Genomic DNA, 12986 nt, shown 5'->3' on the forward strand with positions numbered 1-12986 from the left:
CGTTCCGGGACACCGGGACGGCCGTTGCGTTTGCGGGAGACAGGTGCTCCGTCGTCTGTCGCGCCGTCGTGGCTGGTCGCGCAGTTCCCCGCCCCCCAGGGGGTGTGCCGCCCCCGGAATTCCGATGGCGGCCTCTCTTGTTCCAGAGGTAGACGCCTCTCACATCGGCCTGAAGGCGATCCCGGGGCGCAGGATCGCTACCATGGGTTCTCCGGAGCCTGACCGGGGGACCCGGATCGCGCACGAGGAGTCCTCTTGCCAGACGAGGCCCAGCCACTGACCGCCGCCAAGCCCGAGCCCGCCTCGGCGCCCGCGGCGAAGCCCGCGCCGGACGCGAAGACCGCGACGAACGACGCCGGCGGGCCGGTCGAGCACGCCCCCGCGCCCGTCGACAAGCCGGCCGAGCCGCCCCGGCCCAAGCCCGCCTCGCCCGAGCCCGCCGCGTCGGCGCCCCCGGCGGCCCGCCCGAGCGCGGGCCAGCCCGCCCGCACCGGCTCCTCCAACCGCGTCCGCGCCCGCCTGGCCCGCCTCGGCGTGCAGCGCTCCAACCCGTACAACCCGGTCCTCGAGCCCCTGCTGCGGATAGTGCGCAGCAACGACCCGAAGATCGAGACCGCGACGCTCCGCCAGATCGAGAAGGCCTACCAGGTCGCCGAGCGCTGGCACCGCGGCCAGAAGCGCAAGAGCGGCGACCCGTACATCACCCACCCCCTTGCGGTGACCACGATCCTCGCCGAGCTCGGCATGGACCCGGCGACCCTCATGGCCGGGCTGCTGCACGACACCGTCGAGGACACCGAGTACGGCCTCGACCAGCTCCGCCGCGACTTCGGTGACTCGGTCGCCCTGCTCGTCGACGGCGTCACCAAGCTGGACAAGGTCAAGTTCGGCGAGGCCGCGCAGGCGGAGACCGTGCGCAAGATGGTCGTGGCCATGGCCAAGGATCCGCGCGTCCTGGTCATCAAGCTCGCCGACCGCCTGCACAACATGCGCACCATGCGCTATCTCAAGCGCGAGAAGCAGGAGAAGAAGGCGCGCGAGACGCTGGAGATCTACGCTCCGCTCGCCCACCGCCTCGGCATGAACACCATCAAGTGGGAGCTGGAGGACCTCGCCTTCGCGATCCTCTACCCCAAGATGTACGACGAGATCGTACGGCTGGTGGCCGAGCGGGCGCCCAAGCGGGACGAGTACCTGGCCATAGTGACCGACGAGGTGCAGTCCGACCTGCGCGCGGCCCGGATCAAGGCCACCGTCACCGGCCGCCCGAAGCACTACTACAGCGTCTACCAGAAGATGATCGTCCGCGGCCGTGACTTCGCGGAGATCTACGACCTGGTCGGCATCCGCGTCCTCGTCGACACCGTCCGCGACTGCTATGCGGCGCTGGGCACGGTCCACGCCCGCTGGAACCCGGTTCCGGGGCGGTTCAAGGACTACATCGCGATGCCCAAGTTCAACATGTACCAGTCGCTGCACACGACGGTCATCGGGCCCAACGGCAAGCCGGTCGAACTCCAGATCCGCACCTTCGACATGCACCGTCGCGCCGAGTACGGCATCGCCGCGCACTGGAAGTACAAGCAGGAGGCCGTCGCCGGCACCTCCAAGGTCCGCTCCGACCAGCCGAGGACCACCGGCAAGGACGACCACCTCAACGACATGGCGTGGCTGCGTCAGCTCCTCGACTGGCAGAAGGAGACCGAGGACCCCGGCGAGTTCCTGGAGTCCCTGCGCTTCGACCTCTCCCGCAACGAGGTGTTCGTCTTCACCCCCAAGGGCGACGTCATAGCGCTGCCGGCCGGCGCCACACCCGTGGACTTCTCCTACGCCGTGCACACCGAGGTGGGCCACCGCACGATAGGAGCCCGCGTCAACGGCCGACTCGTGCCGCTGGAGTCGACGCTCGACAACGGCGACCTCGTCGAGGTCTTCACCTCGAAGGCGCCCGGTGCCGGGCCCTCCCGGGACTGGCTGAACTTCGTGAAGTCGCCGCGGGCCCGCAACAAGATCCGCGCCTGGTTCTCCAAGGAGCGCCGCGACGAGGCGATCGAGCAGGGCAAGGACGCCATCGTCCGCGCCATGCGCAAGCAGAACCTGCCGATCCAGCGGATCCTCACCGGCGACTCCCTCGTCACGCTCGCACACGAGATGCGGTACTCCGACATCTCCGCCCTGTACGCGGCGATCGGCGAGGGCCATGTCTCCGCGCAGAACATCGTGCAGAAGCTCGTCCAGGCGCTCGGCGGCGAGGAGGCGGCCACCGAGGAGATCGACGAGTCGGTCCCGCCGACCCGCGGTCGCGGCCGCAAGCGCCGCTCCAGCGCCGACCCCGGCGTGATCGTCAAGGGCGTCGAGGACGTGTGGGTCAAGCTGGCCCGCTGCTGCACCCCCGTCCCCGGCGACCCGATCATCGGTTTCGTCACCCGGGGTAGTGGCGTATCGGTTCACCGCAGCGACTGCGTCAACGTGGAGTCACTGTCCCGCGAGCCCGAGCGAATCCTCGAGGTCGAGTGGGCGCCCACGCAGTCCTCGGTCTTCCTGGTCGCCATCCAGGTCGAGGCCCTGGACCGCTCCCGGCTCCTGTCCGACGTCACCCGCGTCCTGTCCGACCAGCACGTGAACATCCTCTCCGCGGCCGTCCAGACCTCCCGCGACCGCGTCGCCACCTCCCGCTTCACCTTCGAGATGGGCGACCCGAAGCACCTCGGCCACGTCCTGAAGGCGGTCCGGGGCGTGGAGGGCGTGTACGACGTCTACCGCGTGACCTCGGCGCGGAACCGGTCGTAGGGCATACGACGAGAAGGGCCCCGTACGCGACGTACGGGGCCCTTCTCGTCGTAGCAGGGGCAGCTGATCAGCCGCCGAACTCCTGCAGACCCTTGAGCGCCTGGTCCAGGAGCGCCTGGCGGCCCTCCAGCTCACGCTCCAGCTTGTCGGCCTTGGCGTTGTTGCCCTGGGCGCGCGCCTGGTCGATCTGGCCCCGGAGCTTGTCCACGGCGGCCTGGAGCTGGCCGGTGAGACCCGCGGCACGCGCGCGTGCCTCCGGGTTGGTCCGGCGCCACTCGGTCTCCTCGGCCTCCTGGAGGGCGCGCTCCACGGCGTGCATCCGGCCCTCGACCTTCGGCCGGGCGTCCCGCGGGACGTGCCCGATGGCCTCCCAGCGCTCGTTGAGCGCACGGAAGGCGGCGCGGGCGCTCTTCAGGTCGCCGATCGGCAGGAGCTTCTCGGCCTCCTCGGCCAGCTCCTCCTTCAGCTTGAGGTTCTCGGTCTGCTCGGCGTCCCGCTCGGCGAAGACCGAGCTGCGGGCGGCGAAGAACACGTCCTGGGCGCCGCGGAAGCGGTTCCACAGGTCGTCCTCGTGCTCGCGCTGGGCGCGGCCCGCGGCCTTCCACTCGGCCATCAGCTCGCGGTAGCGGGCGGCCGTCGGACCCCAGTCCGTCGACCCGGACAGTGCCTCGGCCTCGCCGACCAGCCGCTCCTTGGTCCGGCGGGCCTCCTCGCGCTGCGCGTCCAGCGACGCGAAGTGGGCCTTGCGGCGCTTGGAGAACGCCGAGCGGGCGTGCGAGAAGCGGTGCCACAGCTCGTCGTCCGACTTGCGGTCCAGGCGCGGCAGGCCCTTCCAGGTGTCCACCAGCGCGCGCAGCCGCTCACCGGCGGCCCGCCACTGGTCGGACTGGGCCAGCTCCTCCGCCTCGACGACCAGCGCCTCCTTGGCGTGCCGGGCCTCGTCGGACTGCTTGGCGCGCTGCTGCTTGCGCTCCTCGCGGCGCTTGTCGACGGTCTCCACGAGTTTGTCCAGGCGCACCTTGAGCGCGTCCAGGTCGCCGACCGCGTGATGCGCGTCGACCTGCTCGCGGATGTGGTCGATGGCCGCCTGCGCGTCCTTCGCCGACAGGTCGGTGGTCTTCACCCGCTTCTCGAGGAGGCCGATCTCGACAACCAGGCCCTCGTACTTGCGCTCGAAGTAGGCCAGGGCTTCCTCGGGGGAGCCGGCCTGCCAGGAACCGACGACCTGCTCGCCGTCGGCCGTACGCACGTACACGGTCCCCGTCTCGTCGACGCGGCCCCACGGGTCGCTGCTCACAGCGCCTCCTCCACATGATGCCTGCGAGGGGCTTGTGCTCCCCCGGGCATCGTCCACAGTTTCGTCACGGCCAACATAGGCGACCGGCGGGTTGCCTGTCCGCATCCCGCGCGACCGAAATTTCGCACTTGACGGTCAGGATTTGGTGACGGTCGCCTTGTTGATCACGACGGTCGCGTTCGGCGCGCCGTCGCCCGCGCCGGTGCTCTCACCAGCCGCGGCGATCTTCTTCAGCACCTTCATACCGGATTGAGAGATGGTGCCGAACGGGGTGTAGCTCGGAGGGAGCTGGCTGTCCTGGTAGACGAGGAAGAACTGGCTGCCGCCGGTGTGCGCCTGACCGGTGTTCGCCATCGCGACGGTGCCCGCCGGGTAGACGTTGGACTTGAGGCTCTTGTCCTTCAGGTTCTCGTCCGGGATGGTGTAGCCCGGTCCGCCGCTGCCGGAGCCCGTGGGGTCGCCGCACTGCAGGACGTAGATGCCGTTGGTGGTGAGCCGGTGGCACTTGGTGTGGTCGAAGTAGCCCTTGCCCGCGAGGAAGTCGAACGAGTTCACGGTGTGCGGGGCCGCCGACGCCTTCAGCGCGATGTCGATCTTCCCGCACGTCGTCGCGAGGTCCAGGGTGTACTTGGCCGACTTGTCGATGGACATCGCCGGCTCCTTCTTCCAGGTCTCCGTCTTGACCTTGCCGGGGGCCGCCTTGTCGCACGGGTCCGGCGCCTTGCTGGTGGGCGCCGCGCTGGGGCTCGTCTCGGAGCTCGCGTTGGCCTTGTCGTCGTCCTTCATGACCCCGGACGTGTAGAGCGCCAGACTGCCCACCAGGATCACGCCGAGCACCGACGCGATCACAGAGTTGCGTACACGGGCCTTGCGGCGCGCGGCCGTGCGCCGCTGCTGCTGCCGCAAGAACTTCTCCCGCGCGAGCTGCCGCTTCCGCTGTTCCTGGGTGACCACGGGGTTCTCTCCTCATGCGTCTCGTACGCCGACCGGTACGCATGCGTCCTATGAACCGACCGCCTGCGTGTGCCCCGTACCGTATATGGGTTCGCTGAGGAATCGGCAGCGCCGGTAGGCTCTGACCACTGGGGCAGCCGCCCGGAAGACCGCCCGTACCGACACAAACCGAGGACGATCGTGCTCATTGCCGGGTTCCCCGCCGGGGCCTGGGGGACGAACTGTTATCTCGTCGCCCCCGCCGCCGGTGAGGAGTGCGTGATCATCGACCCCGGCCACCAGGCCGCCGAAGGCGTCGAGGAAGCACTGAAGAAGCATCGGCTCAAGCCCGTCGCCGTCGTCCTCACGCACGGCCACATCGATCATGTGGCCTCGGTCGTCCCGGTGTGCGGGGCGCACGACGTGCCGGCCTGGATCCACCCCGAGGACCGCTACATGATGAAGGACCCGTCGATGGGTCTGGGGCGTTCCGTCGGGATGCCGCTCATGGGCGAGATCACCGTGGGGGAGCCGGACGACGTACGTGTGCTGTCCGACGGCGTGAAGCTGGAGCTCGCGGGCCTGGAACTGTCCGTCGCGCACGCGCCGGGCCATACCAAGGGGTCGGTGACCTTCCAGATGCCGGAGACGGCCGACATCCCGTCGGTGTTCTTCTCCGGGGATCTGCTCTTCGCCGGCTCCATCGGACGCACCGACCTGCCCGGCGGTGACATGGCCGAGATGCTCGACTCGCTGGCGCGTGTGTGCCTGCCCCTCGACGACTCGACCGTGGTGCTGTCCGGCCACGGCCCCCAGACGACCATCGGCCAGGAGCGTGCCACCAACCCGTATCTGCGGCAGGTGGCCGCAGGCCGCCAAGATCGCGGAGCGGGTTCGAACACCCCTCCCCGACGAGGAATGTGACGAGAGACTTCGTGAGCACCTTTCAGGCCCCCAAGGGCACGTACGACCTGCTCCCGCCGGACAGCGCCAAGTTCCTGGCCGTCCGCGAGGCGATCGCCGCGCCGCTGCGCACCTCCGGCTACGGCTACGTCGAGACGCCCGGCTTCGAGAACGTCGAACTGTTCGCGCGCGGTGTCGGTGAGTCCACCGACATCGTCACCAAGGAGATGTACGCCTTCGAGACCAAGGGCGGCGACAGGCTCGCCCTGCGTCCCGAGGGCACCGCGTCCGTGCTGCGGGCGGCGCTGGAGGCGAACCTCCACAAGACCGGCAACCTGCCGGTCAAGCTCTGGTACTCCGGCTCGTACTACCGCTACGAGCGTCCGCAGAAGGGCCGCTACCGGCACTTCTCCCAGGTCGGCGCCGAGGCGATCGGCGCGGAGGACCCGGCGCTTGACGCCGAGCTGATCATCCTGGCCGACCAGGCGTACCGCTCGCTGGGCCTCAGGAACTTCCGCATCCTGCTCAACAGCCTGGGCGACAAGGAGTGCCGGCCGGTGTACCGGACCGCGCTCCAGGACTTCCTGCGCGGCCTGGACCTCGACGAGGACACCCTGCGCCGGGCGGACATCAACCCGCTGCGCGTCCTCGACGACAAGCGCGAGTCGGTCCAGAAGCAGCTCGGGGACGCCCCCCTGCTGCGGGACTACCTCTGCGACGCCTGCAAGGCGTACCACGAGGAGGTCCGTGAGCTGATCACCGCGGCGGGCGTGGCTTTCGAGGACGACCCGAAGCTGGTGCGCGGCCTCGACTACTACACCCGTACGACCTTCGAGTTCGTCCACGACGGTCTGGGCTCGCAGTCCGCGGTGGGCGGCGGCGGACGCTACGACGGTCTGTCGGAGATGATCGGCGGTCCCGCGCTCCCGTCCGTGGGCTGGGCGCTCGGCGTCGACCGCACGGTCCTCGCGCTGGAGGCGGAGGGCGTCGAGCTCGAACTCCCCTCCACGACCAGCGTGTTCGTGGTGCCGCTGGGTGAGGAGGCCCGGCGGATCCTCTTCGCGAAGGTCACCGAGCTGCGCAAGCTGGGCATCGCGACGGACTTCTCCTACGGCGGCAAGGGCCTCAAGGGCGCCATGAAGAACGCCAACCGCAGCGGTGCCCGCTACACGATCGTGGCCGGTGAACGCGACCTCGCCGAAGGCGTCGTACAGCTCAAGGACATGGAGTCCGGGGAGCAGTCGGCGGTCGGGGTCAACGAGATCGTGGCGGAGCTGGAGTCCAGGCTGGGCTGAGGTCAGTCCAGGAGGTCGTACCGCATGGCGCTGGTGACAGCTGCCGTGCGGTCGGCCACGCCCAACTTGGCGAAGACACGCAGGAGATGGGTCTTCACCGTCGACTCCCCGATGAACAGGCGCCTGCCGATCTCCGCGTTGGTGCAGCCCTCGGCCACCAGCCGGAGCACCGCCGTCTCACGGGACGACAGGCGGGGCCGCTCCGGCTTGGTGCGCAGCTGGTCGACCAGCCGCGCCGCGACCGACGGGGCCAGCACCGTCTCCCCGCGCGCCGCACGGCGTACCGCCTCCGCCAGTTGGCCGCGGGGCAGGTCCTTCAGGAGATAGCCCGCCGCCCCCGCCTCCACGGCCCGCAGGATGTCCCGGTCCGTCTCGTACGTCGTCAGGACGATCACCCGGCAGGGCAGGTTCGCCTCCGTCATCCGCACGATCGACTCCACGCCCGAGCCGCCCGGCATCCGCAGGTCCATCAGCACGATGTCGGGCCGCAGTTCGGCCGCCAGCGCCTCCGCCTGCGGTCCGCTGGACGCGTCGGCGACCACCTCCAGGTCCGGGTCCGCCGTCAGCATGGCCCGCAGGCCCTCCCGCACGACCGGGTGGTCGTCGGCCAGGATGATCCGGATCATGAACGGCTCCTCGGGGACGGCACGGGCAGACGGACGGTGACCGTGGTGCCGGCGCCGGGCGCGCTGTGCACCTGGACCGTCCCGCCGACCTCGGCGGCACGGGCGCGGAGCCCCGCCAGGCCGTAGCCGTCACGGACGGCCCCGGGGGCGAAGCCGTGACCGTCGTCCCGTACGACGAGGGTGAGGCTGTCGTCGGCGTAGGCGAGGTCGATCCCCGCCGTCGCCGAACCCCCCGCGTGCTTACGGCAGTTCGTGAGCGCCTCCTGGCACGAACGCAGGGCGACGACCTCGCCTCCCGCGGGCAGCGGACGGACCTGTCCGGTCACCTCCAGCTTCGCGGAGTGCCGGGCCGCCAGCCGGAACAGGGCGTCCGGCAGCGTCGCGCCGTCCAGGTCGGCGGGGGTGCCGTCGGCGACCAGGGCCCGTGCCTCGGCGAGGTTCAGCCGGGCCGTCTCGTCCATCAGGGCCAGGTGACGCCGGGCCTGCGGCACGTCGTGGTCGAGTTCCGCGTCCACGGCCTGGACCAGCATCAGCAGGCTGGTGAAGCCCTGCGCGAGGGTGTCGTGGATCTCCCGGGCCATCCGCTCCCGCTCGGCCAGCGCCCCGTGCGCCGCCGACAGCCGCGCGACCTCGTGCCGACTGGAGTCCAACTCGGCTATCAGGGCCGCCCGTTCCTGGCTCTGCTCGATGATCCGGACGACATAGCTGCCGACGGCCACCGAGAAGACCAGGGTGACGACGGCGAACAGGCCGTTGAAGAAGACGTCCTGGTCGCTCGGCCACCACACCAGGGCCCAGCCCAGCACGGGCGCGAGATTGATCACGGCCACGGCGGTCAGGGCCCACCGCATCCGCAGCGTCATGAAGCACTGGGGTACGAGCGCGAAGGTCATCAGCCGGGTCTCGCCGACCAGGATCGCCGACGGCAGGAACAGCGCCATCATCGCGCCGAGGTAGGTGAGGGCCTCGCGCGCGTCGGGCGGATCCTGCCGGAGCAGGGGGCGCCCGACCCGTACGAAGAGCGGGACCAGCGGCACCAGCAGGGCCGCCGCGGTGACCCGGACCGGCCACCCCGGATGTGCCGTGCCCAGCACGAACACCAGGGTGGCCAGCCAGATCAGCGCGAAGTAGGTGTCCCAGAGCCGGAAGGAACGGTCCCAGGAGTACGCGCCCCCGGCGTCCGCCGGACCGCTCATCCGTCGCGCCGGTTCTTCCACCGGAAGGTCAGCAGACACAGCAGCAATCCTCCGACGCACCACGCCCCCAGCACCAGGGCGGTGCGCCCGAACTCCCAGCTTCCGGCCTGCTCCAGGACCTGCGCCGAGTCCGGCAGGAACACCCCGCGCAACCCCTGGCACATCCACTTGAGCGGGAACAGCGCGCCGATGTCCAGCATCCAGCCGGGGATCGTGTCGATCGCGATGTACACCCCGGAGATGAACTGGAGGACCAGGAAGGGCAGGACGACCACGGAACTCGCGCTCTTGCTGGACTTGGGCACCGAACCGATCGCGATGCCGAGCAGCGCGCACGCGATGAGGCCGAGCACGAAGATCCAGGCGAAGGCGAACCACCGGCCGGCGTCCGACGGCAGCGGGATGTCGTACAGCGTGGTGCCGACGAGCAGCAGGATCGCCGTCTCCAGGATGCCGGTGGCGAGAACCAGCCAGATCTTGCCGAGGAAGTACGCCGCCGGCGGCATCGGGGTCCCGCGCAAGCGGCGCAGCACCTTCTCGTCCCGCTCCACCGCGATCGAGACGCCGAGCGACTGGAAGCTGGTCGACATGATGCCGGCGGCCATCATCGCCGGCACGTACAGCTGCGAGGCCTTGATACCCGCCCCCTCCACGTCGTCGCTGAAGATCGACGCGAACAGGAACAGGAGGACCACCGGGAAGGCGAAGGTGAACACCACGTGGTCGCGCTGGCGGAAGAACTGCCTGAGCTCCAGGGCGCCCCGTCGGAGTCCCAGCCCCCACACGCCGGGCAGTCGTACCTGGACATGGCTGCGGGCTTCCCTCGCTGCGGCCGTCGTCACGACCCGTCCTCCTGTCCGGTGAGCCGGAGGTAGACGTCCTCCAGCGTGGGGCGGCGGACCTGGAGTCCGGGGATCTCGCCGTCGAAGCGGCGCGTCAGCTCGGCGAGCGTCCTGGTCGGCGTCTCGGTGCGTTCCGCGCGTGGGGTGCCGTCCGGCTCGGTCCACTCGACGGTGGCGGCGGTGCCGTGCCGCTCCCGCAGCGCGGCCGGCTCGCCCTCGGCGACGACCCTCCCACGGGCGACCACGGCCAGCCGGTCGGCGAGCGCCTCGGCCTCCTCCAGGTAGTGCGTGGTGAGCACGATCGTCGTGCCCTCGGCGGCCAGCTTGCGGATCAGCTCCCAGAACTGCCGCCGGGCCGCCGGGTCGAAACCGGTCGTCGGCTCGTCCAGGAGCAGCAGCTCGGGGCCTCCGATCACACCGAGCGCCACGTCGAGACGTCGGCGCTGACCGCCGGACAGGGCCTTGATCCGGCTGCCCGCCCTGGCCTCCAGACCCACCAGGGCGATGACCTCCTCGGGGTTCCGTGGCCGCGGGTAGTAGCGGGCGAAATGCCGGACGGTCTCGGCGACCGTCAACTCGGCGGGCGCGGATTCGTCCTGCCAGACGATTCCCACACGGTATCGCCACGCGCGTGTGCCGTGCGCCGGGTCCGCGCCGAGCACGGACACCTCACCGGCGTCCCGGTCCCGGTTGCCCTGGAGGATCTCCACGGTGGTGCTCTTGCCCGCGCCGTTGGGCCCGAGCAGGCCGAAGACCTCGCCCCGACGGATGCCGAGATCGATTCCGTCGAGCGCGGTCACGTCGCCGTACCGCTTGCGCAGCCCTCGAACGTCCACCGCCAGTTCGTTCGCGTGTGTGGCCATGTCCACGAGCATCGGCCGGAACCGAACGCTCGGGGACGACCACGCGTACTTCCTTATGTCCACCGAACGGTGGACAAGCCCCCGCGTGCGGCACAATGGCCCCTGCCCGAAGAAGGTCCAACTCTCAAGCAGACGGATCGGCGTGATGAGCAAGACCACAGTGAAAGACGTCTCCACGGAGCCCGAGCCCGCGTCGGCGAGCACCGACGCCGCGCACCGGACAGTGGGGGGCAGCCGTGCCTTCGCGCTCCTGCTGGTGATCACCGGCGCCGCCGGACTGCTCGCCGCGTGGGTCATCACGATCGACAAGTTCAAGATCCTCGAGGGGAAGGTCAGCGGCAAGACGTTCACGCCGAGCTGCTCCCTCAACCCGATCGTCTCCTGCGGCAGCGTGATGGAGAGCAAGCAGGCCGCCGCCTTCGGATTCCCCAACCCGATGCTGGGCCTGGTCGCCTACGGCATCGTCGTCTGCGTCGGCATGAGCCTGCTGGCCCGCGCCACCTTCCCGCGCTGGTACTGGCTCACCTTCAACTTCGGCACGCTCTTCGGCGTGGCCTTCTGCACCTGGCTCCAGTTCCAGTCGCTGTACCGGATCAACGCGCTGTGCCTGTGGTGCTCGCTGGCCTGGGTCGCCACGATCACGATGTTCTGGTACGTCACCTCGTTCAACATCCGCAACGACCTCCTGCCGTCCCCGGGCTGGCTCAAGCGCTTCCTCTCCGAGTTCACCTGGGTCCTGCCGGTCACGCACTGCGGCATCATCGCGATGATGATCCTGACCCGCTGGGGCTCCAGCCTCTGGGCCTGAGCCCGGGGCGTTGTCAGTGCGGTGACATAGGGTTTTGGACGTGGAGCCCGATCTGTTCACCGCCGCGGCGGAAGAGCGCCAGGAGAAGGACCCGGCCGGCAGCCCCCTGGCGGTCCGGATGCGCCCGCGCACCCTCGACGAGGTGGTGGGCCAGCAGCACCTGCTCAAGCCCGGTTCGCCGCTGCGCCGGCTCGTCGGCGAGGGCAGCGGCGGCCCCGCCGGACCCTCCTCGGTGATCCTGTGGGGCCCGCCCGGCACCGGCAAGACCACCCTGGCGTACGTCGTCTCCAAGGCCACCAACAAGCGTTTCGTGGAGCTCTCCGCGATCACCGCCGGTGTCAAGGAGGTCCGCGCGGTCATCGACGGCGCCCGCCGCGCCACCGGCGGCTTCGGCAAGGAGACCGTCCTCTTCCTCGACGAGATCCACCGCTTCAGCAAGGCCCAGCAGGACTCCCTGCTCCCCGCGGTCGAGAACCGCTGGGTGACCCTGATCGCCGCGACCACCGAGAACCCGTACTTCTCGGTGATCTCCCCGCTGCTGTCCCGCTCCCTCCTGCTGACCCTCGAACCCCTCACGGACGACGACCTCAGAGGCCTCTTGAAGCGGGCGCTCGGCGACGAGCGCGGCCTGAAGGACGCCGTCGCCCTCCCCGAGGACACCGAGGACCACCTCCTGCGGATCGCCGGCGGTGACGCCCGCCGCGCCCTGACCGCCCTGGAGGCCGCCGCCGGGGCCGCCCTCGACAAGGGCGAGCCGGAGATCACCCTCACCACGCTGGAGGAGACGGTCGACCGCGCGGCCGTGAAGTACGACCGCGACGGCGACCAGCACTACGACGTCGCCAGCGCCCTCATCAAGTCCATCAGGGGCTCCGACGTGGACGCGGCCCTGCACTACCTGGCCCGCATGATCGAGGCCGGCGAGGACCCCCGCTTCATCGCCCGCCGACTGATGATCTCCGCCAGCGAGGACATCGGCCTCGCCGACCCCAACGCGCTGCCCACAGCCGTCGCCGCCGCCCAGGCCGTCGCGATGATCGGCTTCCCCGAGGCCGCGCTGACGCTGAGCCACGCGACCATCGCCCTCGCCCTGGCCCCGAAGTCCAACGCGGCGACCATGGCGATCGGCGCCGCCATGGAGGACGTACGCAAGGGACTGGCCGGTCCGGTGCCGCCGCATCTGCGTGACGGCCACTACAAGGGCGCCGCCAAGCTCGGGCACGCGCAGGGGTACGTCTACCCGCACGACCTGCCCGAGGGGATCGCCGAGCAGCAGTACGCCCCGGACGCCATCAAGGACCGCGAGTACTACGAACCCACCCGGCACGGAGCCGAGGCCAGGTACGCGGACGCCGTGGAGTGGACCCGCAGGCACCTCGGTCGCAAGCGGTCCTGAGCACCCTGTAGAATCCCTCGAAGTGCTGTGTCCCGTG

Annotated in this window: 11 protein-coding genes; 5 read left to right on the forward strand and 6 right to left on the reverse strand. The window is 70.2% G+C overall.

What is annotated here, in order from left to right; all coding sequences use genetic code 11:
• The first annotated feature begins 255 nt into the window (after nt 1–255).
• Nucleotides 256–2790: a bifunctional (p)ppGpp synthetase/guanosine-3',5'-bis(diphosphate) 3'-pyrophosphohydrolase gene (locus ABZ098_RS42815; RefSeq protein ID WP_356600105.1), complete on the forward strand. Its 2535-nt coding sequence runs from the start codon at nt 256–258 to the stop codon at nt 2788–2790.
• A gap of 67 nt (nt 2791–2857) precedes the next feature.
• On the opposite strand, the gene ABZ098_RS42820 is transcribed toward ABZ098_RS42815, so the two are convergent.
• Together ABZ098_RS42820 and ABZ098_RS42825 are read right to left on the reverse strand one after the other, a co-directional pair.
• Nucleotides 2858–4087, reverse strand: coding sequence for a DUF349 domain-containing protein (locus tag ABZ098_RS42820; RefSeq protein ID WP_356600107.1), 1230 nt, complete (start codon nt 4085–4087; stop codon nt 2858–2860).
• A 135-nt stretch (nt 4088–4222) separates the two neighbouring features.
• Complete coding sequence (locus ABZ098_RS42825; protein WP_356600109.1) at nt 4223–5041, reverse strand: peptidylprolyl isomerase; 819 nt, start codon at nt 5039–5041, stop codon at nt 4223–4225.
• Between the two features lie 180 nt (nt 5042–5221).
• Here ABZ098_RS42825 and ABZ098_RS42830 point away from each other — a divergent pair, with 180 nt between their 5' ends.
• Nucleotides 5222–5944 (forward strand): MBL fold metallo-hydrolase, encoded by a 723-nt coding sequence (locus ABZ098_RS42830; RefSeq protein WP_356600111.1) that lies wholly within the window; start codon nt 5222–5224, stop codon nt 5942–5944.
• A gap of 11 nt (nt 5945–5955) precedes the next feature.
• Nucleotides 5956–7218 carry a histidine--tRNA ligase gene (gene hisS / locus ABZ098_RS42835; protein WP_356600113.1) on the forward strand — a complete coding sequence of 421 codons (1263 nt, stop codon included), beginning with the start codon at nt 5956–5958 and terminating at the stop codon, nt 7216–7218.
• Nucleotides 7219–7220: 2 nt separating this feature from the next.
• Here hisS and ABZ098_RS42840 read toward each other — a convergent pair whose 3' ends face one another.
• From ABZ098_RS42840 to ABZ098_RS42855, 4 genes are read right to left on the reverse strand one after another with little or no spacing between them, the layout of a single operon-like run.
• Nucleotides 7221–7844, reverse strand: coding sequence for a response regulator transcription factor (locus tag ABZ098_RS42840; protein ID WP_356600115.1), 624 nt, complete (start codon nt 7842–7844; stop codon nt 7221–7223).
• Nucleotides 7841–9040, reverse strand: coding sequence for a sensor histidine kinase (locus tag ABZ098_RS42845; RefSeq protein ID WP_356600117.1), 1200 nt, complete (start codon nt 9038–9040; stop codon nt 7841–7843). The genes ABZ098_RS42840 and ABZ098_RS42845 overlap by 4 nt, the downstream gene beginning before the upstream one ends.
• The gene (locus tag ABZ098_RS42850; protein ID WP_356600119.1) at nt 9037–9882 is read right to left on the reverse strand and encodes an ABC transporter permease; all 846 of its coding nucleotides are present in this window, start codon (nt 9880–9882) and stop codon (nt 9037–9039) included. The genes ABZ098_RS42845 and ABZ098_RS42850 overlap by 4 nt, the downstream gene beginning before the upstream one ends.
• On the reverse strand, nt 9879–10745 hold the full coding sequence (locus ABZ098_RS42855; RefSeq protein WP_356600121.1) for an ABC transporter ATP-binding protein: 867 nt from the start codon (nt 10743–10745) through the stop codon (nt 9879–9881). The genes ABZ098_RS42850 and ABZ098_RS42855 overlap by 4 nt, the downstream gene beginning before the upstream one ends.
• Nucleotides 10746–10890: 145 nt before the next feature.
• Here ABZ098_RS42855 and ABZ098_RS42860 point away from each other — a divergent pair, with 145 nt between their 5' ends.
• Together ABZ098_RS42860 and ABZ098_RS42865 are read left to right on the forward strand one after the other, a co-directional pair.
• Nucleotides 10891–11553 carry a vitamin K epoxide reductase family protein gene (locus ABZ098_RS42860; RefSeq protein WP_356600123.1) on the forward strand — a complete coding sequence of 221 codons (663 nt, stop codon included), beginning with the start codon at nt 10891–10893 and terminating at the stop codon, nt 11551–11553.
• 40 nt (nt 11554–11593) lie between these two features.
• Entirely contained in the window at nt 11594–12949 is a 1356-nt protein-coding gene (locus ABZ098_RS42865) for a replication-associated recombination protein A (protein ID WP_356600125.1), read from the forward strand.
• The last annotated feature ends 37 nt before the right edge of the window (nt 12950–12986 follow it).

Origin of the sequence: Streptomyces sp. NPDC006335, assembly GCF_040612795.1 — a bacterium.
Taxonomy (GTDB): Bacteria; Actinomycetota; Actinomycetes; order Streptomycetales; family Streptomycetaceae; genus Streptomyces.

What these genes read in the sequence shown, in the direction of transcription:
- ABZ098_RS42840 (WP_356600115.1), bottom strand. Translation starts at nt 7,844, where the DNA reads ATGATCCGGATCATCCTGGCCGACGACCACCCGGTCGTGCGGGAGGGC.
- ABZ098_RS42845 (WP_356600117.1), bottom strand. Translation starts at nt 9,040, where the DNA reads ATGAGCGGTCCGGCGGACGCCGGGGGCGCGTACTCCTGGGACCGTTCC.
- ABZ098_RS42855 (WP_356600121.1), bottom strand. Translation starts at nt 10,745, where the DNA reads ATGGCCACACACGCGAACGAACTGGCGGTGGACGTTCGAGGGCTGCGC.
- ABZ098_RS42860 (WP_356600123.1), top strand. Translation starts at nt 10,891, where the DNA reads ATGAGCAAGACCACAGTGAAAGACGTCTCCACGGAGCCCGAGCCCGCG.